This window comes from Serratia sp. PL7 (genome assembly GCF_945957435.1).
Genome location: NZ_CAMFLB010000012.1, coordinates 36974 through 58837, shown reverse-complemented (window position 1 = coordinate 58837; position 21864 = coordinate 36974). Strand labels below are relative to the sequence as shown.

The 21864-nt window shown below is 60.7% G+C and carries 22 protein-coding genes and 1 other RNA gene; 7 read left to right on the top strand and 16 right to left on the bottom strand.

Features of this window, described 5'->3' with window-relative positions:
- Window positions 1-136: 136 nt before the first annotated feature.
- From N6G83_RS33585 to N6G83_RS33570, 4 genes are read right to left on the bottom strand one after another with little or no spacing between them, the layout of a single operon-like run.
- A complete protein-coding gene (locus N6G83_RS33585) occupies window positions 137-1462 on the bottom strand; it encodes an MFS transporter (protein WP_025304136.1) in 1326 nt (441 codons plus the stop codon).
- Window positions 1459-2112 carry a DUF4286 family protein gene (locus tag N6G83_RS33580; protein ID WP_025304137.1) on the bottom strand — a complete coding sequence of 218 codons (654 nt, stop codon included), beginning with the start codon at window positions 2110-2112 and terminating at the stop codon, window positions 1459-1461. The genes N6G83_RS33585 and N6G83_RS33580 overlap by 4 nt, the downstream gene beginning before the upstream one ends.
- Before the next feature lie 49 nt (window positions 2113-2161).
- Window positions 2162-3508, bottom strand: a complete 1347-nt coding sequence (locus N6G83_RS33575; RefSeq protein ID WP_025304138.1) for an amidase — start codon at window positions 3506-3508, stop codon at window positions 2162-2164.
- Window positions 3508-4221 (bottom strand): DUF2848 domain-containing protein, encoded by a 714-nt coding sequence (locus tag N6G83_RS33570; RefSeq protein ID WP_043142631.1) that lies wholly within the window; start codon window positions 4219-4221, stop codon window positions 3508-3510. The genes N6G83_RS33575 and N6G83_RS33570 overlap by 1 nt, the downstream gene beginning before the upstream one ends.
- Window positions 4222-4383: 162 nt before the next feature.
- On the opposite strand from N6G83_RS33570, the gene N6G83_RS33565 reads away from it, so the two are divergent.
- Entirely contained in the window at window positions 4384-5028 is a 645-nt protein-coding gene (locus tag N6G83_RS33565; protein WP_169540627.1) for a GntR family transcriptional regulator, read from the top strand.
- 225 nt (window positions 5029-5253) lie between these two features.
- Here the strand turns inward: N6G83_RS33565 and N6G83_RS33560 are convergent, their stop codons facing one another.
- The 4 genes from N6G83_RS33560 to N6G83_RS33545 all read right to left on the bottom strand — a co-directional run bounded on the left by N6G83_RS33560 (window position 5254) and on the right by N6G83_RS33545 (window position 7010).
- Window positions 5254-5571 carry a BrnA antitoxin family protein gene (locus N6G83_RS33560; protein WP_033639455.1) on the bottom strand — a complete coding sequence of 106 codons (318 nt, stop codon included), beginning with the start codon at window positions 5569-5571 and terminating at the stop codon, window positions 5254-5256.
- The gene (locus N6G83_RS33555) at window positions 5534-5857 is read right to left on the bottom strand and encodes a BrnT family toxin (protein WP_089196236.1); all 324 of its coding nucleotides are present in this window, start codon (window positions 5855-5857) and stop codon (window positions 5534-5536) included. The genes N6G83_RS33560 and N6G83_RS33555 overlap by 38 nt, the downstream gene beginning before the upstream one ends.
- 76 nt (window positions 5858-5933) lie before the next feature.
- Window positions 5934-6680, bottom strand: a complete 747-nt coding sequence (locus N6G83_RS33550) for an SDR family oxidoreductase (RefSeq protein WP_025304143.1) — start codon at window positions 6678-6680, stop codon at window positions 5934-5936.
- Between the two features lie 96 nt (window positions 6681-6776).
- Window positions 6777-7010: a hypothetical protein gene (locus tag N6G83_RS33545; protein ID WP_025304144.1), complete on the bottom strand. Its 234-nt coding sequence runs from the start codon at window positions 7008-7010 to the stop codon at window positions 6777-6779.
- A gap of 189 nt (window positions 7011-7199) precedes the next feature.
- Here N6G83_RS33545 and N6G83_RS33540 point away from each other — a divergent pair, with 189 nt between their 5' ends.
- From N6G83_RS33540 to N6G83_RS33530, 3 genes are read left to right on the top strand one after another with little or no spacing between them, the layout of a single operon-like run.
- Window positions 7200-7859 (top strand): response regulator, encoded by a 660-nt coding sequence (locus N6G83_RS33540; RefSeq protein WP_025304145.1) that lies wholly within the window; start codon window positions 7200-7202, stop codon window positions 7857-7859.
- Between the two features lie 4 nt (window positions 7860-7863).
- On the top strand, window positions 7864-9270 hold the full coding sequence (locus N6G83_RS33535) for an ATP-binding protein (protein ID WP_043142639.1): 1407 nt from the start codon (window positions 7864-7866) through the stop codon (window positions 9268-9270).
- 11 nt (window positions 9271-9281) lie between these two features.
- Window positions 9282-9809, top strand: coding sequence for a GNAT family N-acetyltransferase (locus N6G83_RS33530; protein WP_227257845.1), 528 nt, complete (start codon window positions 9282-9284; stop codon window positions 9807-9809).
- Between the two features lie 9 nt (window positions 9810-9818).
- Here the strand turns inward: N6G83_RS33530 and N6G83_RS33525 are convergent, their stop codons facing one another.
- The 8 genes from N6G83_RS33525 to N6G83_RS33490 all read right to left on the bottom strand — a co-directional run bounded on the left by N6G83_RS33525 (window position 9819) and on the right by N6G83_RS33490 (window position 20313).
- The gene (locus N6G83_RS33525; protein ID WP_142591746.1) at window positions 9819-10784 is read right to left on the bottom strand and encodes a zinc-binding alcohol dehydrogenase family protein; all 966 of its coding nucleotides are present in this window, start codon (window positions 10782-10784) and stop codon (window positions 9819-9821) included.
- Between the two features lie 108 nt (window positions 10785-10892).
- Window positions 10893-13772: an aminomethyl-transferring glycine dehydrogenase gene (gcvP, locus tag N6G83_RS33520; protein WP_043142647.1), complete on the bottom strand. Its 2880-nt coding sequence runs from the start codon at window positions 13770-13772 to the stop codon at window positions 10893-10895.
- A gap of 92 nt (window positions 13773-13864) precedes the next feature.
- A complete protein-coding gene (gene gcvH / locus N6G83_RS33515; protein WP_025304150.1) occupies window positions 13865-14251 on the bottom strand; it encodes a glycine cleavage system protein GcvH in 387 nt (128 codons plus the stop codon).
- 46 nt (window positions 14252-14297) lie between these two features.
- On the bottom strand, window positions 14298-15395 hold the full coding sequence (gcvT, locus tag N6G83_RS33510; RefSeq protein ID WP_004931631.1) for a glycine cleavage system aminomethyltransferase GcvT: 1098 nt from the start codon (window positions 15393-15395) through the stop codon (window positions 14298-14300).
- Between the two features lie 506 nt (window positions 15396-15901).
- Window positions 15902-17104, bottom strand: coding sequence for an FAD-dependent 2-octaprenylphenol hydroxylase (ubiI, locus tag N6G83_RS33505; RefSeq protein ID WP_025304151.1), 1203 nt, complete (start codon window positions 17102-17104; stop codon window positions 15902-15904).
- A 78-nt stretch (window positions 17105-17182) separates the two neighbouring features.
- Window positions 17183-18361, bottom strand: coding sequence for a 2-octaprenyl-6-methoxyphenyl hydroxylase (ubiH, locus tag N6G83_RS33500; RefSeq protein WP_025304152.1), 1179 nt, complete (start codon window positions 18359-18361; stop codon window positions 17183-17185).
- Between the two features lies 1 nt (window position 18362).
- A complete protein-coding gene (gene pepP / locus N6G83_RS33495) occupies window positions 18363-19679 on the bottom strand; it encodes a Xaa-Pro aminopeptidase (protein WP_025304153.1) in 1317 nt (438 codons plus the stop codon).
- A 55-nt stretch (window positions 19680-19734) separates the two neighbouring features.
- The gene (locus N6G83_RS33490) at window positions 19735-20313 is read right to left on the bottom strand and encodes a YecA family protein (RefSeq protein ID WP_049296197.1); all 579 of its coding nucleotides are present in this window, start codon (window positions 20311-20313) and stop codon (window positions 19735-19737) included.
- Window positions 20314-20632: 319 nt separating this feature from the next.
- Here N6G83_RS33490 and zapA point away from each other — a divergent pair, with 319 nt between their 5' ends.
- The 3 genes from zapA (at window position 20633) to N6G83_RS33475 (ending at window position 21846) form a co-directional block, all read left to right on the top strand.
- A complete protein-coding gene (zapA, locus tag N6G83_RS33485; protein ID WP_004931621.1) occupies window positions 20633-20962 on the top strand; it encodes a cell division protein ZapA in 330 nt (109 codons plus the stop codon).
- A 40-nt stretch (window positions 20963-21002) separates the two neighbouring features.
- A non-coding RNA gene (gene ssrS / locus N6G83_RS33480) (6S RNA) lies at window positions 21003-21185 on the top strand.
- Between the two features lie 52 nt (window positions 21186-21237).
- Window positions 21238-21846 carry a 5-formyltetrahydrofolate cyclo-ligase gene (locus N6G83_RS33475; RefSeq protein WP_089196241.1) on the top strand — a complete coding sequence of 203 codons (609 nt, stop codon included), beginning with the start codon at window positions 21238-21240 and terminating at the stop codon, window positions 21844-21846.
- Window positions 21847-21864 lie beyond the last annotated feature (18 nt).

Genomic DNA, 21864 nt, shown 5'->3' with positions numbered 1-21864 from the left:
TATGATGCGCGAGCGCCTGAGGCAGACAGGAGAGAAACGGTAAACGGTCACAATTCCACGTTCCGCAGCATGACCGTTAATGACCGTTTGTGTGGTTTTGACCGAGCGCCGGCCCCAAAGTAGCCCGGCGTTCTATTTACAGCGGCTTATGCGCCGTTTCCCGCGCCGCCCATACCGCCCAAAGTGTGATAAGCAGAGCCAACGCAACATAGGCGGAAATCGCCAGCGTGCTGTCGTAAGATTTAAACAGAGAAGTGATGATCAGCGGGGCAAAGCCGCCACCGATAATCCCCGCCAAGGTATAGGCTAACGAAGAGCCGGCATAACGCACCCGTGTCGGGAACTGTTCCGTGATGAATGCCGCCTGTGGCCCATACATCGCCGCATGGATCAACAGCCCAATCACCACAGCCATGCAGATCAACACCGGTTGACTGCTGTCGAGCAGGACGAAGAACGCAAACGCCCACACTATCGCCGCCAATGCACCGCCGATATACACCGGACGACGGCCGAAGCGATCCGACAATGCGCCAAACAGCGGTACTGCGACGGCGTTGCCTATCGCCCCCAGCATGGTGGCACCCAGCGCCAGCGGGCGCGGCAGATTCAGCACGGTGGTGACGTAGGTCAACGTGAACACGACCACCAACGCATAGAGCACGTCAGAGCCGATACGCGATCCGCCGGCGATCAGCAGCGGACGCATGTGCTGCGTGAAGACTTCGCGCACCGGCGACTGCGTAACATCTTTCGACGCCTCCAGTTGCAAAAATGCCGGCGTCTCACCCACACCCCGACGCAGCCACAAACCGAAGATGACCAGCACCAGACTCAGCAGGAACGGAATCCGCCAGCCCCATTGCTGAAAATCGTCCGCCGACATCGCCAACGTCACCAGCGTAATGAGGCCTGTGCCGATCAACGAACCGCAGGACGGCCCTACCTGAGCAAAGGACGCGTTGCGCCCGCGCTGATGCGGCTTACCGTGTTCCATCGACAACAGTACCGCACCCGCCCATTCTCCGCCCAGCGCAATGCCCTGAATAAAGCGCAGCGTCACCAGCAGCAGTGGGCTCCAAATCCCCCAGCTGGCGTAGCCGGGCAGCAACCCCATCAACGCCGTGGTCACGCCCATGATCACCAGCGTGGTGACCAGTACAAAGCGCCGCCCCAACACATCGCCAAGGTGGCCGAATACGATGCCACCGATCGGCCGGGAAACATAGCCCACCGCGTAAGTGGAGAAAGCCAGAATCGTGCCCACCAGTGGATCGAACGATGGGAAGAATACATGGTTGAAAATCAACGCGGCCATGATGTTGTAGACGGTGAAATCGTACCATTCCAGCGCCGTACCGATCGAGCTGGCCGCCGCAAGTTTGCCGGTATTGGGCGTTGCGGCGGCACTTTCTGCGGCCGGTGCGGCAACCTGTGCCGTTTCAGTGGTGTATGCATTCATGATGTCAGCTCCTGTGCAGTCAGTTGCCAGCCAAGGGCATAATGCCAGGCATCGGCGGCGGGCATGTTCAGCGCTTCAGCGGCCTGCTCGCTTAAACGCAGGCCGGCTTCGGCGTCGCTGCTTTCGATCAATAGCATCGGCAACATTCGGCGGTTTTCTCGCGATTCTTTCGGCAGCGGGGAACTGAGTTCGGCATCCGGCGTCAACAGGCTGCTGCGCACGAATCCAGGCTGTTCAGCCAGCTGCGCGCCCAGTTGCAAGATGCGGGCATGCAGCACTTCCGATGCCGCCGAAGGCAGCACGAAGATACAGAGATGACTGCCGCACCCTTGGCCAGTGACCGCCTCCACCGCACACACTCTGCGCATTGGATCTCGCATTTTCTCCAGGCTCGCCACCGACCATGGCGTTTGGTGTTGAAACGCGGCGCGATAGGCTTCGGAGGTAAAACTGGCCAACGATTCGGTTTTATACAACCCCAAATATTGACGCCCCCCCTGCAATGCCCGATAGCGTGTGCCGGATAAAAAGCCGGGCACCCGCACTCGCTCCTCCACATGTTCGCGGTCATACCAGCGATTGAAATCCGCATCATCCTGCGTGGCGACATCCGTCGCGACAAACAGCATTCCGTTCTGGGAATCGTTCATGAATATTCTCCTGGTTATCTCAAAAGGCAGGCCTGCGCCCACCGGAAAATCACGCGTCGGCGAGGCAACGCTCGATCGCCAGCGCCCACCCCAACAACGCCTCATCACGCATCGGCAACCCAGCCAGCATCAGTCCGACCGGCGCCTCTCCTGGCTGTTGGCAAGGCAAGGACAACGCGCAACCGTCGAGGAAATTGATGATCGCGGGATTGCGCAGCATCAGTCCGTTGCAACGGAAGTAGGCATCATCCGCCGCCAGCTCGCCGATAGTTGGCGCAATCAGCGGCACGGTCGGCATCAGCAAAGCGTCAAAACTCTGCAGCGCCGCCGTAACTCGCCGCTGCCAGTCGGCACGTTGTCGCTGCAACAGCTGCAGCTCAGCATCGCCCAAGGATGCACCGCGGCGAATGCGCGACAGCACCCTTGGGTCATAGCCATCGGCCCGTTCAGCGATCAACGCTTGATGCCAGCGCCAGGACTCCAGCGCGGTGAAACCGCCATCGGCATTGATCGCCGCCAGCTCGGCGAACGCCGTGGCGGGGATCAATTCAATACGTGCGCCTGCCTGACTCAGGCATTGCAGGCTGCGCTGGAACGCCCCGGCAACTTCCGGCTGCAGTTCATCCAGCACCACCGCTTGCGGCACGGCAAAATGCGCCTGCGCCAACGTTTTTTGCGGCACCCGCAGCGGACAGTCGGCAATCAGTGCATCCAGCGCAATACAGCTGGCGACGTCATGAGCGATCACGCCGATCGAATCCAGCGAAGGCGACAGCGGCAGTAAGCCAGCGTCATTGATGCGCCGTGCAGTGGGTTTATAACCGGTCAACCCGCACAGCGCGGCGGGAATGCGTACCGACCCGCCGGTATCGCTGCCAATCGCGCCCAGGCACATGCCGTCGGCCACCGCCACCGCCGCACCGGAAGAGGAGCCGCCGGGAATGCGTGCCGCCTGGCGCTCCCAAGGATTGGCCGGCGTCCCGTAATGCGGATTGATGCCCAAACCGGAATAGGCGAACTCCGTCATCGTCGTTTTGCCAACCACCACCGCGCCGGCTTGCAACAGCCGTTCCACTACCGCAGCGTGTTTTTCAGCGGCTGGCGCGTCCGCTAATACGCGCGAACCGGCCGTGGTCACCTCACCGGCCACGTCAAACAGATCCTTGACCGAGATCGGCACGCCATCCAGCGCCGACAGAGGCGAGCCGGCGGCGCGTCGCCGATCGGAGGCCTGCGCTTGCCGTTGCGCCCACTCGGTGTATGTTCGCGTAAACGCGCGCCCCCCCTCTCCCCGCTCATCGACGATCTGCGCCAAAGCGGCGGTGGTGAGTTGCACTGCGGTGAACTCACCGCTAGCCAGCCCGGCGGTGGCCTGCATCAAAGTCAGCTTTTTCATTACGCCACCACCGGCAGTTCGATGCTGCGGTAGCGATGACTGATGGTTCGCCCGAGCACGTCGTCCACCAGTTCCATGCGAAACTCGCCAGCCGGTCGAATGCCGCCGATCGCCGCCACCGTGCCGCAAGTCATCGCCAACCCGTCGGGCGTTTGCGGCTGCGCCAGCCCGCACTCCGGCGGCTGCATACCGGTGAAGTAACGTTCCAGCAAATCACCGGGCGTACGCAACGCGGCAAGGCAGCCCTGTTGATACAATCGCCATTCGCCCTCTTCCCTGATCCACGAACGCAAGATCAAACTGTCCCAATGTTCCAACACCTCCTGGAGCGGCCAGGCGGCTCGCGCCACCGGTTTAACGCAAATCTGTTTCGACAGCGCCACGCTGTGCGCTTCGAGTTGACGATCGGTGTGATCGGACGCCAATGACACGAACAGTTCGCCGCTGTGGGCAAAAATCAGCGGTTCCACTTCGCCGGACGTCGCGTTGCCAATGACTTCAATGGTCTCTTGCTGGCTCAACTGATTGGCGGCAACGCGGTAAAACAGGGGGATTGCACTGGGCTGGGGCACGCCCAGCTCGGCCAATTCACGAATATGGTGCAAGATCGCCTCGCGATCGCGTCCGGTCCAACCGGCGATCACCAGATGATCAATCTCAACATTCAACGTCGCCGCGCCGCAGGATTCAGGTAAAGTGAAGGTCAGTCTCATGGCAGTTTCGCCCCTTTTGTTAAAACACTGTGAAATTTCACTATATCTTTAGTTACCAAATAAGCGATTTCCATGCCATGTTTTTGTGTACTATGTCTAAAAACTTTCTTCTTGCAGGAGCAAAACGTGAAGACTGTTGACGCAGAAAGCCCGCAGCGCCCGATGACGGAAGAAGCCGGCGTGTCACTGAACGAGCTGGCCTACCGGCGTTTCAAACAGGCGCTGGTCACACTCAGCTACAAGCCGGGCGAATATCTCAATACCGCGCAGGTGATGAACGACCTGGATATGGGGAGAACGCCGATCAATCAGGCAATCCACCGCTTGGCCAACGAGGGGTTATTGCAGGTCATCCCGCGCAAGGGCGTGATGGTTTCACCGTTGTCGATGGACGATGCGTTGGAATTGATCGAAGTAAGGCTGGCTAACGAGATGCTGTGTATGCGGCTGGCAAGCCAGAAGATTACCGAGAGGCAGATAGCAACGCTGACCGAACTCAATCGGCAAATCGAAGCCGCGAGCCAGGAGCGAGATAGGGTGCGCATGATGACACTCGATCATGAATTTCACCAGGAACTGGCGCAGATCGCCGGCAATAACATGCTGGCGGATATCCTGAGTGTACTGCACGCCAGGGCGCAGCGTTTTTGGGCCAGCACCCTGTCGCGGGAAGGGCATATGCGCGAAGTGATCGACGAACACCGGGCAATTATCGCCGCGCTGGCCGCACAAGACAGCGCCGCCGCCGCCGAGGCCGCGCAGGCGCATATCCTGTCATTCCGCACTGCGCTGCTGCACGACGGGTAACCCCGCGGCGCAGGATATTACCGGGAATAGTTATGATGACCCTGTTCTGCCAATGAGCAGGAGATAAACGGTAAACGGTCACATTTCACGCTCCGCGGAATGACCGTTTTTATAGTTTTGATCGAGCTCCATCGAGAGGTGGCCGACGTTGGTAGGCGTTGCCTTAAAAAACAGCAAAAAAAATCCGGTGAGAATCTCACCGGATCGTTAGCCGCCTGACACACATTATTCTTCGTGCTCATGCTCTTTCAACATCGCCTCACGCAACACGGCGTTCAGGCGTTTCTGATAGCCTTTGCCTGGCCGCTGAAGCCAGGCCAACACATCCGCATCGATTCGGATGGTCTTCGATACTTTCATCGGCTTATAAAAACGCCCCTGCACCGCAGTCTGCCACGTTTCTTCCCCCAGCGCCGGCGCATCGGCATAATCGATGTCCTCGTCCGGCAACGCATTCAGTGAAGCAATTTGCGCTTTCTGCTCCTCCGTCAACGGCGGGAGTACGCTATGGGCCAGATTTTTGGCGGAATTTTTGCGCTTCATATCTTCCCCTCTCTTTGGCATCGGCCTTGCGTGCTGAAATGATACGCACGATCTCTACTGTATCGCCTTCGACATCCGTTTCGATCGTCGTATGTGCCACCAGCAACAGCAAACAGGATCCGATCATACCGATCGTTTGCCAACGTTCTTCTCCATCCTCGATCCTTTCCAGCACAGCCAAATGGTTGGGATCCAGAAAAACCCGTTGCGCTATCTCAAAACTGACACGGTGTTTACGCTGGTTGCTGTGATTTTTATCCTGATTCCATTCAAAATAAACATACATTTTTGTAACTACATTTTGATTGTTATTTAATCAAAATACACTCCACACGACGGGATGTCAAAAACCCCTCATGCATTCAACGCCCGCCTGCTGCCTCGATAAAAGTACCGGTCACGTAAGACGCAGCGTCAGACAGCAGCCAAGCGATCGCCTCCGCCACTTCCTGCGGCTGCCCGCCGCGCTGCATCGGTAAACTGTCCTTCACGCGATCCACCCGGCCGGGCTCGCCGCCGCTGGCGTGCATCTCGGTATAGATGAATCCGGGCCGTACGCCGTTGACGCGGATGCCCTGCGCCGCCACCTCGCGCGATAACCCGATGGTCAGGGTATCGACGGCGCCTTTCGAGGCAGCGTAATCGACGTATTCCCCCGCGGCCCCCAACCGGGACGCCGCGGAGGAAACGTTGACGATAGCGCCGCCCTGCCCGCCATGGCGCTGCGCCATGCGTTTCACCGCCTCGCGGCAACACAGGAAGTAACCGGTGACGTTGGTGCCGAGCACCTGATTGATGCGCTCGGCGGTCAACTGTTCAATGTTCGCCTGCTGGAACAGAATGCCGGCGTTGTTGACCAGCGCGCTGAGCGTGCCCAGCCCGGCATCCAGCGCCCTGAACATCGCCATCACCTGCGCTTCATCGGCCACATCGGCCTGCAGCGCCAGCGCCTTACCGCCCTGCGCCTCGATCTCCGCCACCACCTGGCGCGCCGCATTTTCGTCACGCAGGTAATTCACACCCACCGCATAGCCCTGCCGGGCCAGCAGCAAGGCGGTCGCGCGGCCAATCCCCCGGCTTGCGCCGGTCACCAATGCCACTTTCGTCATACTGTTTTTTCTCTGGTTAGCGATATCAACACAGCGGCCTGCGCGCAGGCGCCCCGTATGCCCGTCAGAGTATAGAGCGGCTCCCTAAAAACCGCTTCAAAGCTGAGCCAGGCGGCGCAGCTGCTTTTTAATGCGCGACTTGGCGCAGCCGTAAGCATCCGTCGCCGCCGCCTGATGCACCCGCTGCAAAGCGGAAGCATGATGGCCGCCGTGGCTATGGCTCTGCGCATCGCCGCGAAAAGACAACAGCAACAAAACGAGCAACGTCGCCACGCCTACATACATCAGCCGCCGCGAGGCGCCCGCGTTCGGGAAACCTTCAGTCTGCATGTTTCGCTCCCCCAGCCATAATTTCGAATGGCAGCAAAATAACTGAAATTCCCCCCCGCTCCCTTAACGCGACATTAAAGCCAGATTAAGGTTTGCTTAAGAACGCGCAGGCAGAGCGGTTTTCCCCGTTGTCTTCCCGTCAGCGTTATAGTTAGATAAGCGCGACTCAAGGCTCTCAGCGGAAATAACGTGAACATACTGTTGGTGGAAGACGACCTGCAATTAGGCAAGGCGCTGTGCCGCGCATTGGAGCTGGCCGGCTTTAATTTGTGCTGGGTGCGCCTGCTCACCGACGCGGAAAATAAACTTTCACCCGGCGGGTTCGATTTGATGCTGTTGGATCTCACGCTGCCGGACGGCGACGGTTTGCAGAAGCTGATCGCCTGGCGCGCCGCCGGGCAAAATATTCCGATCATCATCCTGACCGCTCGCGACCGCATTGAAAGCTTGGTGAACAGCCTCGACTCCGGCGCGGACGACTTTCTGGCCAAACCCTTTGCGCTGCCCGAACTCATCTCGCGCGTCAAAGCGGTTAACCGGCGCATGGCGGGCTTCGCTTCTCAAACCTGGAGCCTCGGCGCGCTGTATCTCGATCCGGTCAACCATCAGGTCATGCTGGATAACGAACTGCTGATGCTGTCGAAAAAAGAGTATCACCTGCTGCACGAACTGATGCGCTGCGCCGGCACCGTGGTGCGCAAAGCGGTGTTGGAACAGCGGCTGTTCGGCCACGGCGACAGCGTGGAAAGTAACTCGCTGGAAGTGCACATGCATAATTTACGGCGCAAAATCGGTAAAGAAAGAGTGATTACCGTACGCGGCATTGGCTATTTGCTGAAGAAAGAGTAGCGGAATGATCGGTTTCAAATCCTTCTTTATGCGTACCATTATTTTTCAGGTGCTGGCCATTTTATTATTGTGGGGGATCCTCGTCGCCTGGGTGAAATATTGGTATTACCCCGACATGGAGAAATATTTCGATAACCAGCAACGCATCGTCGCTGCAGGCATCGCCAATATTCTCGACGAAACCGGCACTGACAATATCGATTACCGCGGCATCATCAAGACCATTGAAGGCATGTACATTGATTCCATCAATAACGGCATGCAGGATGAAATCGACTATCACCCGCTGTTTGTGGTTTACGATCGGGACAGCCGGGTGCTTTACAGTTCGCAAACGCAGGGAGAACCGCTGCGCCTGCCGCCTTCGGTGCTGTCCGGCTCCGTCAATTACGCCGGTGCCAACTGGCATCTCGCCGGCAGCTGGAGCGAAAAGCACCAGTACCGGGTGATCGTCGGCGAATCGTTCAACGATCGCACCACGCTGTTCGGCAACCCGGCGGAGAGCACCGCCGTACCGCTGCTGGGCATTCTGGCAGCCATCATCGTTACCTTGCTGTTTACCGCCTATTTCAGCCTGCGGCCGCTGCGCCAGATCGCCCGCACCATCTCCGATCGCCAGCCTGGCAACCTGTCGCCGATCAACGTCAGCGAGCAGTATCAGGAAATCCGGCCGGTGGTGGTGGAGGTCAACAAGCTGATGGCGCGCATCGACGCCGCCAATCAGCGCGAGAAGCGCTTTATGGCCGATGCGGCGCACGAGCTGCGCACGCCGATCGCCGCCGTGCTGGCACAGCTGCACCTGCTGACCCAGGTCGGCGAGCAGCAGGAGCGCCGGGAGATCATCGGCGACATGCAGCAAGGGCTAGATCGCGCGGCATCGCTGTCGCGCCAGCTGATCAACCTGGCCAAGCTGGAGGCGGAAGATTTTCCACTGAAAATTGAGGCGGTGGACATCTACGCAGAGATCGGCAAATGCATCGCGCAGCACGTCCCCTATGCGCTGGAAAAGGATGTGGAACTCTCGCTCGACGGCAGCGAGGACGTGGTGGTGAGTACCGATCGCCATGCGCTGATCGCCATCTTCACCAACCTGCTGGACAATGCGCTCAAGTATGCGCCCCCCGGCAGCCGTATCGAAGCCAATATCCGCTCGCTGGCGCCGCTCGGCTGCTATATTACGTTGCGCGACAACGGCCCGGGGGTGAGCGAAGAACACCGTTCCCGCCTGTTTGAGCGCTTTTACCGCGTGCCCGGCACGCAGCAAACCGGCAGCGGGCTCGGCTTGGCCATCGCCCGAAACCTGGCCGACAAAATCGGCGCGCAGCTGCGCGTCACCGAAGGCCTTGACGATCGCGGCATCGGCTTCATCATCGATTTGCCGGAAAGTTACCGGCCACAGACTGAGAGTTAACAACGACCATGATCGCCCCTGTTCTGCTGCAACGGCAGCAACTCGACCGGCTATGGGATATCGACCGCAGCGAAATTATCGACACTCTGTATCGCCTGCAGGACGGCAAGCTGCAAGCCTACCCGGACTACTACGACGTGCGCGGCTGGGATCCGCACGATCGGGAAACCTATACGCCGATCCACGAAGCCTGCTTCGATCGCGGCGGCGCGTTCTTCGCGCTGTTCGAAGGCGAGGAGATCGTGGCAGCGGCGGCGCTGGACACCGAACCGCGCGGCCCACAGCGGGATCTGCGCCAGCTGCTGTTCTTTTACGTCAGCGCGCACAAACGCGGCCAGGGGTTAGGCAAGCAGCTGTTCCAGCTCTGCCTGCGTCAGGCGGCGCAAGACGGCGCCGCCGGGCTGTATGTCTCCTCCATTCCCAACAAAAGCACCGTAGACTTCTATCTGGCGCAGGGTTGCCGGCTCATCGAACAACCGGATACCGAATTGTTCGCCCGTGAGCCGGAAGACATTCATCTGGTCTGCCCTTGCCGCTAGCGGCCGGGGTTAACGGGCGATGCGCATCACCGAACGCACGTCGCTTTTCTTGTTCAGATCCCACACCTCGGCGATCTCCGCCAACGCGTGCTCCTGCGTCTCGATAGTGAGCGCTCCGGTCGCCGTCAGCGCCAAAATCTCGGTCGCGTAGCGCTGCATCTCCGGGATCGGCGGGAAGTTGCCGGTGCCGCTGCCGAGGATCTGCAGCTGGTTGCTGCGCAGCACCGCCGCCGGCAGCCGGATGTCCGGCGCGGCCATCGAACCGACGTTGACCAGGCGAATGCCGCGTCCGCCGGCGTAAGACGAGAGATCGTGATTATTGAGCGTCGCGAGCAGCGCTTCGGTCGCCGGCCCCCAGATGTAATCGACGATCACCTGATAACCGCCAGGCCCCGCCGCTGCCGCGAAGGCCTGCGTCAGCGCCTCGCCGTGCAGGCTCAGATCCACCGTGGCATCCACGCCCAATGCCTCCAGCACGCTCAGCCGACGGCCGGCGGCAACGATACGCCCAGCCCCTGCCTGACGCGCCGCGGCAACCGCCAGTTTGCCTGAGGTGCCGGTGGCGCCGATGATCAGCACCGTTTCACCGGGCTGCAGATCCGCTCGCCAGCGCAACGGCAGCCAGGCGGCGAAGGCCGGATTGATCAGCGCTGCCGCCGTGGCGTCATCCACCGCCTCCGGTACCGGCACCGTCCATGACGCGACGCTGCGCTCAGCCATCGCACCGTAAGGACGGCGGAAGGAGGCAAAGTACACCCGTTTTCCGTCCGCCGTACGGCCCACGCCGTCGGTACCGGGCACAATTGGCAATTGCTTCGGGCTGGAATAGTGGGTGCCGGCGACGGTGGCGCGATCCAGCTGTTTGATGCCGGCCGCCAGAACGTCGATCGGCACTTCATTCGCCTGCGCCTGGGGCTCCTCAAAAGTGCCGAAAACCGGGGCTTGCCCCAGCGCTGTTACGATTGCCGCTTGCATGGTGACTCCTTAAATCGTGGGAACGTACAGGAAAGAATAGGCCGCTATAAAATAAAAAGGGACACCGCATGATGCGGTGTCCCCCAAACACAAACTTTGCCGAACGTGTTATTCGTAATCGCTCATCGGCACGCAAGAGCAGAACAGGTTACGGTCGCCGTACACGTCGTCCAGACGCTTAACGCTCGGCCAGTACTTGTTCTCGCGCACGCCGGCCACCGGGAACACCGCCAGCTCGCGGCTGTACGGGTGCTGCCAGTCGTTGACCAGCTCCGCCTGCACGTGCGGCGCATTCACCAGCGGGTTGTCTTCCAGCGGCCATTCGCCTTTGGCGACGCGGTCGATCTCGCTGCGGATTGCCAGCATCGCATCGATAAAGCGATCCAGCTCCACTTTGCTTTCCGACTCGGTCGGCTCGACCATCAGCGTGCCCGCTACCGGGAACGACATGGTCGGCGCGTGGAAGCCGAAGTCGATCAGGCGCTTGGCGATGTCCATTTCGCTGATGCCGGTCTCTTCCTTCAGCGGACGAATATCGAGGATACATTCGTGCGCCACGCGGTGATCGCGGCCGGTATACAGGATCGGATACGCGTCTTTCAGACGAGTTGCGATGTAGTTGGCATTCAGGATCGCCATCTGGCTGGCCTGCTTCAGGCCTTCCGCGCCCATCATGCGGATGTACATCCAGCTGATCGGCAGGATGGAGGCGCTGCCGAACGGCGCCGCGGAGACCGCGCCCTGCTGGGTGGTTACGCCGTCGATCTGCACGACACTGTGGCCCGGTACGAACGGCGCCAGGTGCGCTTTCACGCCGATAGGGCCCATGCCCGGGCCGCCGCCGCCGTGCGGGATGCAGAAGGTTTTATGCAGGTTGAGGTGCGAAACGTCCGCACCGATGTAGCCCGGCGTGGTGATGCCCACCTGGGCGTTCATGTTGGCGCCGTCCAGATATACCTGACCGCCGAACTGATGCACGATCTGGCACACTTCACGGATGGTTTCTTCATACACGCCGTGGGTCGACGGGTAGGTCACCATGATGCAAGAGAGTTCTTCACCTGCCTGCTCCGCCTTGACGCGCAGATCGTGCAGATCGATGTTGCCGTTCTTGTCGCAGGCGACCACGACCACGCTCATGCCCGCCATTTGGGCGGAGGCCGGGTTGGTGCCGTGCGCCGAGCTCGGGATCAGGCAGACGTGGCGGCCCGCTTCGTTGCGGCTTTCGTGGTAGCGACGGATCGCCAGCAGGCCGGCGTATTCGCCCTGCGCGCCGGAGTTCGGCTGCATGCACACCGCGTCATAGCCGGTCAGCTGCACCAGCCACTGAGACAGTTGGCCGATCATCTGTTGGTAACCGGCAGCCTGCTCCGGCGGGCAGAACGGGTGCAGTTCGGAGAATTCAGGCCAGGTGATCGGGATCATTTCCGCCGCAGCGTTCAATTTCATGGTGCAAGAGCCCAGCGGGATCATTGCCTGGTTCAGCGCCAGATCCTTACGCTCCAGACGATGCATGTAACGCATCATCTCGGTTTCGCTGTGATAGCGGTTGAATACCGGGTGGGTCAGGATCGGGTCCTGGCGCAACATGGCGGCCGGGATCGATGCGCTGTTCTTGCTCACCGCCGCGTCCAGCGCGTCGATGTCCTGGCCGTGGTTGTCGCCGGCCAACAGTGCAAACAGCGTTTGCACGTCTTCACGCGAGGTGGCTTCATCCAGCGTGATGCCCACGGCGCCGTGAATGTCGGTACGCAGGTTGATGCCGAAGCTCAGCGCACGTTCCAGCACGGCAGCCTTGTCTTTCACTTCAACGGTCAGGGTGTCGAACCAGGTGTTGTGACGCAGCGTCAGGCCGGCCTTCTGCAGCCCGGCGGCCAGAATGTCGGTCAGGCGGTGGATACGCCCGGCGATGCGCTGCAGCCCTTGCGGGCCATGGTACACCGCGTACAGGCTGGCGATGTTGGCCAACAGCACCTGCGAGGTACAGATATTCGAGTTGGCCTTCTCGCGGCGGATATGCTGCTCGCGGGTCTGCATCGCCATGCGCAGCGCGGTGTTGCCGGCGGCATCGCGGGAAACGCCGATGATGCGGCCCGGCATCGAACGCTTGAACTCGTCGCGGCAGGCGAAGAAGGCGGCGTGCGGGCCGCCGTAGCCCATCGGCACGCCGAAGCGCTGCGCGGAGCCGAACACCACGTCGGCGCCCTGCTTGCCCGGCGCGGTCAGCAGCACCAGGGCCATGATGTCGGCGGCCACGCTGGTGATGATTTTGCGCGATTTCAGTTCGGCCAGCAGCGCGCTGTAGTCGTGCAGCTCGCCGGTGGTGCCCACCTGCTGCAGCAACACGCCGAACACGCCGTCCAGCTCCAGCACTTTTTCCGCTTTATCGACGATGACATCGAAGCCGAAGGTTTCGGCGCGGGTGCGCACTACGTCCAGCGTCTGCGGATGCACGTCGTCAGCCACGAAGAAGCGGTTGGCGTCTTTCAGTTTGCTGGCGCGTTTGGCCAACGCCATCGCTTCGGCGGCGGCGGTCGCTTCATCCAACAGCGACGCGGAGGCCAGATCCAGGCCGGTCAGATCGAGGGTCACGGTCTGGAAGTTCAGCAGCGCTTCCAGGCGGCCCTGCGACACTTCCGGCTGATAAGGGGTATAAGCGGTGTACCAGCCCGGGTTTTCCAGCATGTTGCGCAGGATCACCGGCGGCGTCAGCACGGCGCTGTAGCCCATGCCGATATAGGATTTGTAGCGCTGATTTTGCGAGGCGATCGCCTTCAGCTCAGCCAGCGCCTGGTGTTCGGTCGCCGCGTCGCCGACCGGCGGCGGCCCCGGCAGCTGAATGTCCGCCGGCACGATCTGTTGGATCAGCGCGCTGAGCGAGCGAGCGCCCACCGCTGCCAGCAACTCCTGGCGTTGTTCCGCAGAAGAGCCGATGTGGCGTTCAATGAACGCTTCGCTGTGTTCGAGTTGGCTGAGTGTCTGAGTCATTGCTACAAATTCCTGAATGCTTGCGTGATACGGGATATAGCTTGAACGGTAACTAAAACGCCCCGGCCGAGAGGCCTGGGGCGTGGTCACGATTACTCGTCGATCGAGGCCTGATAAGCCGCGGCGTCCAGCAGGTTCGCCAGCTCGCCTTCGTCGGAGGCTTTAATCTGGAACAGGAAGCCGTCACCGTAAGGTTCGCTGTTGACCAGCTCCGGGGAACTTTCCAGCTCGCCGTTCACCGCCACGATTTCGCCGCTGATTGGCGCGTAAATGTCCGACGCCGCCTTGACGGATTCCGCCACGGCGCAATCTTCACCGGCGGCGACGCTGCGGCCCACTTCCGGCAGATCGACAAACACCATATCGCCCAGCAGTTCCTGCGCGTGTTCGGTGATGCCTACGGTGTAAACGCCGTTACCTTCTGCACGAACCCACTCGTGGGAGGATGCGTATTTCAATTCTGTTGGCACATTGCTCATCGCCGGTTACTCCTTCGAAGAATTAAAAGAATCAATCAATAAAAAATCAATTTGTCAGCGGCTTGCCGGCGCGAACGAAACCGGGCTTGGTCACTTTGACCGGCATTTCACGGTTGCGGATCTGCACGATAGCCTGCTCGCCGATGCCTGCCGGCACGCGCGCCAGCGCGATGCTGAAGCCCAGCGTCGGAGAGAACGAGCCGCTGGTGATCACGCCTTCGTGGGTTTGCCCCGCCGCGTCGGTGAAACGCACCGGCAGCTCATTACGTAATACGCCTTTTTCCGTCATGATCAAGCCGACCAGTTGCTCGGTGCCCTGCTCGCGCTGTTGCTCCAGCGCTTCGCGGCCGATGAAACGGCGATCTTCCGGCTGCCAGGCGATGGTCCAGCCCATGTTGGCGGCCAGCGGCGAAACGCCTTCATCCATCTCTTGCCCGTAGAGGTTCATGCCCGCTTCCAGACGCAGCGTGTCGCGCGCGCCCAGACCGGCCGGCTTGACGCCCGCGGCCAGCAATTTTTGCCAGAAATCCGCCGCCTGCTCTTTCGGCAGCGCGATCTCATAGCCGGCCTCGCCGGTGTAACCGGTGGTGGCGATGAACAGCTCGCCGGCCTGCACGCCGAAGAATGGCTTCATGCCTTCGACCGCGCTTTTTTGTTCCGGGGTGAACAGGGTGCCGGCACGCTCTTTGGCCTGCGGGCCCTGCACTGCGATCAGCGCCAGATCGTCGCGCACCGTCAGCGCGACGCCATACGGCGCGGCGTGCTCTTCGATCCAGGCCAGGTCTTTGTCGCGGGTGGCGGAGTTCACCACCAGGCGGAAATAGTCTTCAGTGAGGAAATAAACGATCAGGTCGTCGATCACGCCGCCGGAGGCATTCAGCATGCCGGTGTACAGCGCTTTGCCGGGTTGGGTCAGTTTGGCGACGTCGTTCGCCAGCAGGTAGCGCAGGAACTCGCGGGTGCGGGCGCCGTGCAGATCTACAATGGTCATGTGAGACACGTCGAACATGCCGGCATCCTGACGCACCGCGTGGTGCTCATCGAGCTGCGAGCCGTAGTGCAGCGGCATCATCCAGCCGTGAAAGTCTACCATGCGCGCACCGCACGCCACGTGCTGGTCGTACAGTGGGGTTTGCTTTGCCATCTTTTCCCTCTTTCCACTCGTCGCTAGAAGTTAGGGTGCTGCCACGCAATGCGGCGGAGCCTGGCTCGCGGCCCGATCGCCATGGCGCACTGACTGCTCAACACAAATGCTGCGCCGGGACGGGCGGAAACTGCGTGTAACCGCCGTGACGCAAACGATACCTTTCCCTCGAACTTATCACCGAACGACCACATTAACCATAAGTTAAAATAGGCTCATCGCCGTTCCCGTGCGGTAAAATGCCGGGGTAGTGTGCAGAGTTTTTCACTGGAAAAATGCGCCTTAAGGCACAAAATTAACAATTAAAGCGGTAAAACGCCGAAGTTATATAACAAACAGATGGCCGCGCATGGGATCCCGACTTTTGATAACCGAACATGGAATTAGAAAAAGTAATGATAAAAAGCGGCTGAAATTAGATTATTTCAAATGAAGGGTTATATAAGGAAAAGCGATGGAATAAGGCGAGAAGCGCGAGCCCGGTGCGGGCCCGCAGAAGGAAGGGATCAGGCAAGCCACTCGGGCAGATCGTTCAGGCCCATCGCCTGACGCACCAGCTTAGGCTTGACGCCCGGCAGGCTGTCCGCCAGCCGCAGGCCCACGTCGCGCAGCAGCTTTTTGGCCGGGTGGTTGCCGTCAAACAGTTCGCGGAAACCCTGCATGCTGGCCAGCATCACCGCCGCGCCATGTTTGCGGCGGCGCTCATAGCGGCGCAGATAGAGGTGCTGGCCGATATCCTTGCCCTGCCGCTGCAGGCGGCGCAGTTCGGAAATCAGCTCGGCGGCATCCATAAAGCCCAGGTTCACGCCCTGCCCGGCAAGCGGGTGCACGGTATGCGCCGCATCGCCCACCAGCGCCAGGCGGTGCGCGGCGAAGCTGCGCGCATAGCGGCCGGTCAACGGGAACGCCAGCCGTTCGCTTTCCAGGCTGCAAGCCCCCAGGCGCATGTCGAAGGTCATCGCCAGTTCGCGGTTGAATTGCTCCGGTTCCAGCCGTTTGAGCCGTTCGGCTTCTTCCGGCGTCACCGACCAGACGATAGAGCTCAAATGCGGATCGCTGAACGGCAGGAACGCCAGAATGCCGTCGCCGTGGAAAATTTGCCGCGCCGTCGCCTGATGCGGTTCTTCGGTGCGAACGGTGGCCACCAGCGCGTGGTGACGGTAATCCCAGAAGGTGAGCGGGATATCGGCATGCTGGCGCAGCCACGACTGGGCGCCGTCGGCGCCGATCACCAACCGGGCGGTCAGCATGCGCCCGTCCTCCAGCGTGACGAAGGCGTCATTTTCGCCCCATGCTACCTGCTTGAGCGCGGCCGGGGTAATCAGCGTGATGTCCGACAGGCTTTCGGCGCGTTTCCACAGCGCCTGCTGGATCACCGAATTTTCGATGATGTGGCCGAGGTGGCTGAAGCCGCACTCGTCGCCGCGGAAAGCAATCTTGCCGAAGCTGTCGCGATCCCACACTTCCATCGCATTGTAGGCGCTGGCGCGCAGCTGGAGAATGTCGTCCCACACGCCGATGTGCTGCAGCAAACGCTCGCTGGCGGCATTGATGGCGGAGACGCGCAGGGCCGGCTGTTCCGACGGCGGCGCCATCTCCGGCTGGCGCTGCTCCAGCACCGCCACGCGCAGCCCGCTGCCCTGCAGGCCGCAGGCCAACGCCAGCCCCACCATACCGCCACCGGCGATAATCACGTCAAATGATTGCATGCTGCTCGATTTCCTTAAATAACGCGCGACGCCTTGCCGCGCCGCGCTTTGGGCGCGTTAAAGCGCCCGACCATGTCTCTAACGTTCCACCCAGCCCAGCGTACGCTTGGCGAAGGCATCGCGTATCGCCGGCAAACGTTCCATCGCCATCAGCCCCAGATTGCGCCCAATCACCAGCGGGCCATAACGGTTGGCGAACAGATGAATCAACCCGTCGGTCACGCCGATCGTCGCCTGTTGATCGTTTTGCCGCCGCTGCTGATAACGGCTCAGCAGTGCGTAACCGCCGGCGTCTTCGCCGCTGTCTGCCGCTTCCGCCAGCGTTTCCGCCAGCGACATCACGTCGCGCAGGCCAAGGTTGAACCCCTGCCCGGCGATAGGATGCAGCGTTTGCGCCGCGTTGCCCACCAGCGCCAGCCGGTGGCTGACATGGCGATCGGCGGTCAGCAGCCCGAGTGGATAACTGTGCCGTTTACCGGCCTTGAGGATACGCCCCAGCCGCCAGCCGAAAGCTTGTTGCAGCTCGGCGATAAAGCGCTCGTCGTCCCAGGCATCCACCTGGACGCGATCTTCACGCGCATGGCACCACACCAGTGAACTGCGCCCTTGCGACATCGGCAACAGCGCCAGCGGCCCATAGCGGGTAAAGCGCTCAAAGGCGCGCCCCTGCGGATCTTCCGCCGTGGTGACGTTGGCGATGGTGGCGAACTGCGGATAGTCCTCCTGCCGCCACTGCACGTTGCAGGCCTGCGCCAGCGCAGAGCGCGAACCGTCGGCCGCCACCAGCAGCTGCCCGCGCAGACGCTGGCCGTTGTCCAGCAGCACTTCCGCCCGCTCTGCGGTGCGGATCACGTCCACCACCCGCGCCGGGCAGTGCAGCGTGACACCCGGCGCCTTGGCCAGCAGCGCGAACAGCCGCTGCCCGGCGTCGTGCAGTTCGATCACCTGGCCGAGCGCATCGACCTGATAATCTTGCGCCTGCAGATTCACGAAGCCGGCGTGCCCGCGATCGCTGACGTGCACCTGAGTGATCGGCGTAGCGCAATCGCGCAGCGCCGGCCAAACGCCGATGCGCGCCAGCTGTTGGCAGGTACCCTGCGCCAATGCGATGGCGCGGGCGTCAAAACCTGGGTGGCTGCGGTCATCCGGCCGGGTCGCCTCGACCAGATCCACCGCCATTCTTCCCTGAGTGAGCGACGAAATGGCCAGCGCCAACGTCGCGCCCGCCATACCGCCGCCAACGATAATAACGCTCATGCTACGACCTTGCCGCCGCCATCAAGGCCTCGATGGCATCGGCGTCTTTCACCACGGTGGCGGTCAGGTTTTCATTGCCGTCGGCGGTGATCACGATATCATCCTCGATGCGGATGCCGATGCCGCGGTACTCCGCCGGCACGTCCGCATCCGGCGCGATGTACAGCCCCGGCTCCACGGTCAGCACCATGCCCGGCTCCAGCAGCCGATCGCGGCTCGGCGTGCCGTAGTGGCCAACGTCGTGCACATCGAGACCCAGCCAGTGGCTCAGCCCGTGCATGAAGAACTGACGGTGCGCCTGCTCGGCGATCAGCGAGTCGACTTCACCTTTCAATACGCCCAGCTCCACCAGCCCGACCACCATGATGCGCACCACTTCGTCATTGACTTCGCGAATGCTGGTGCCGGGTTTGAACAGTTCCAAAGCGCGCTGCAGCGACGCCAGCACAATGTCGTACACCGCGCGCTGCGGCCGGCTGAACTTGCCGTTGACCGGGAAGGTGCGGGTGATGTCGCCGGCGTACCCCTGGTACTCGCAGCCGGCGTCGATCAGCACCAGATCGCCGTCGCGCATCTGGCTCTCGTTCTCGGTGTAGTGCAGGATACAGCCGTTTTCGCCGCTGCCGACGATGGTGTTGTAAGACGGGTAACGGGCGCCGAGGCGGGTGAATTCATGATGAATTTCCGCTTCCAGCTGGTATTCGAACATGCCTGGGCGGCATTTTTCCATCGCGCGGGTATGCGCCAACGCGCTGATCTCACCGGCGCGGCGCATCACCGCCAGCTCTTCCGGCGACTTGAACAGCCGCATGTCGTGCAGCCACGGCCGCCAGTCGGTAACGGTGGCCGGCGCCTGCAGGCTCTGGCGGAACCCCTTGCGCAGCTTGTCCAGCGCGCCGAACAGGATCTGATCGGCATAGGCGTATTCGCCCTGCGCGTGGTAGACCACGTCCAGGCCGTTGAGCAGCAGGTGCAGCTGGTCATTGATTTCATCGAACGGCAGCGCGCGATCCACGCCCAGCTTCGCCGGCGCGGCGTCTTGCCCCAGGCGGCGGCCAAACCAGATTTCCGCCGTCAGATCGCGCACCCGGTTGAACAACACGCTGTGGTTGTGCGTTTCGTCGCTTTTAATCAGCACCAGCACCGCTTCCGGCTCATTGAAGCCGGTCAGGTACCAAAAGTCGCTGTTCTGCCGATAGGGATAGTCTGAATCTGCACTGCGCGTCGTTTCCGGCGCAGAGAAAATAACCGCCGCGCTGGCCGGCGCCATTTTCGCCAACAGCGCCTGGCGGCGGTTGTTGAATTCCTGCTGAGTCATTACCTTCTCCTGAAATCATGCCATCCGCACCGCCGGCGGAGGGGCGATAGAACGTTTAGTGCAACGTCGGTTTGATGTTTTCCGGCGCCGTGGGCTTGTGACGGGTGAATTCGCCGTGGCACATGATGGCGGCAACCCGCACATACTCCGCCACTTCTTCCAACGACTGTTCCAATTCTTCCTGATCTTCGTCTTCGTCGTAGCCCAGCTGCGCGATGTTGCGCAGATCGTCGATCGCTTCACCGACCTCGTCTTTCACCTGAGCCAGCTTCGGCTGCATCATGCCCAGCCCGAGCAGGAAGTGGTTGACCCAACCGCCCAGCGCGTCGGCGCGATCGAACACGCTAACGATCTCCCCTTCAGGCAGCATCAGTTGGAACAGGAATTCGTCATCTTCCAGCGTGTCACGCGTCACTTCATACAGCTGCTGCAGCGGTTGGCTAAGCGCCTGCGGGAAGGCGACGCCTTCGTTGGTCAGATCGTGCACCAGCGCCTGCCAGCCGGCGTCACGGCTGCCGCCGCACAGCAGGCCGCTGATCAGGCCGTGCATTTCTGCCGCGGTCAGCGCCACCGACTGCTGGTTGAGGGCCACGGTCAAAGATTGGTAACTTGGAAATGTATTCTGTATAGACATGCGCATTCGTCATCGTTGGCAGGATAAGTTCGTGTTATGCTACCACCAAGGTCCGTCGCTATACCAGATAAGCGCGACACCTCAGTGGCTAGTTATAATCGCGATGTGGCAGGTTTCACACTGCGCCGGCGGGTGACGAAAGTGCGGTAAATACGCATTTTGAAACCCTTTTTTGACTGGCAATGTGCGCCACAGTAGATTACAACCAGGTACTGAAAAAGGGGTTGTATCTTGGTACCGAGGTATATATAGTGGCGCCCGCTTTGACGGCCCGGCCAGGGCGGACAAGGCTGGCGCGAAATTTAGGCAGGAAGGTGGCATGTCTGCACAACCGGTAGATATTCAAATTTTTGGCCGCTCGTTAAGAGTCAATTGCCCGCCAGAACAACAAGATGCGTTGAATATGGCGGCGGACGATCTTAACCAACGGTTGCAAGATCTTAAAGTTCGCACTAGAGTCTCCAATACTGAGCAACTGGTTTTCATCGCGGCATTGAACGTCTGTCACGAACTTGCTCAAGAACGGTTGAAAACCCGTGACTATGCGTCCAATATGGAACAACGCATACGGATGCTGCAGCAGACCATTGAACAAGCGCTGCTTGAACAAGGTCGCATCTCTGAACGTCAGGATGCACAATTCGAATAACTTAAGTTGTTGAAATCAAAGTTTCAGCAACGAGTACAAAATTTCTCTGAGATGTTCGCCAGCGGGCCAGTCCCCTGAGCCGATATTTAGTACAAACAGAATGTGTTGCTCCGCGATCGGTGAGCACGCTCGGTGCGCCGAGAAGCCTTAAGATTGCGACGGCACGTTCACCTTGAACCATGGGTTCAAGGGTTACAGCCTGCGACGGCATCTCGGAGATTCCCCTTCTCAGCGGTTTATGTGTGCTGAACGCCACACTGAGCAAGCCTGATACGATGTCTTTTCAACCCCAATTCGCGCAGCAGCGCCAAGCCATTCGTCAACTCATTCGCCAACGTCGGCGCGAGCTTACGCCGGGCCAGCAACGCTTTGCCGCAGACAAGATAACCGAACGCCTCGCCGCGCACACACGTATTCAGGCCGCGCACAACATCGCGGTATTTTTGTCGTTTGACGGCGAACTCGACACCGGGCCGCTGATCGAGCGTCTGTGGACGCTCGGCAAACAGGTTTACCTGCCGGTACTGCATCCGTTCAGTTCAGGACACCTGCTGTTTCTGCGCTATGCGCCGGAAACACCGCTGGTGCGCAACCGCTTCAATATTCTCGAGCCGCGGCTCGATGTGCGCCAGGTGTTACCGCTGGGCGAACTGGAGGTGGTGCTGACACCGCTGGTGGCATTCGATCATACCGGACAGCGTCTGGGCATGGGCGGCGGTTTTTACGATCGCACCCTGCAAAACTGGCGCAGCGGCGGCCCCTATCCCATCGGCCTGGCCCATGATTGCCAGCAGGTGGAGCACCTGCCGACCGAGCACTGGGATATCCCGCTGCCGGAAATCCTCACCCCGCTCTGCAGCTGGGCGTGGCACGAGCCCAAATAGAAAAGGCCGGATCGCTCC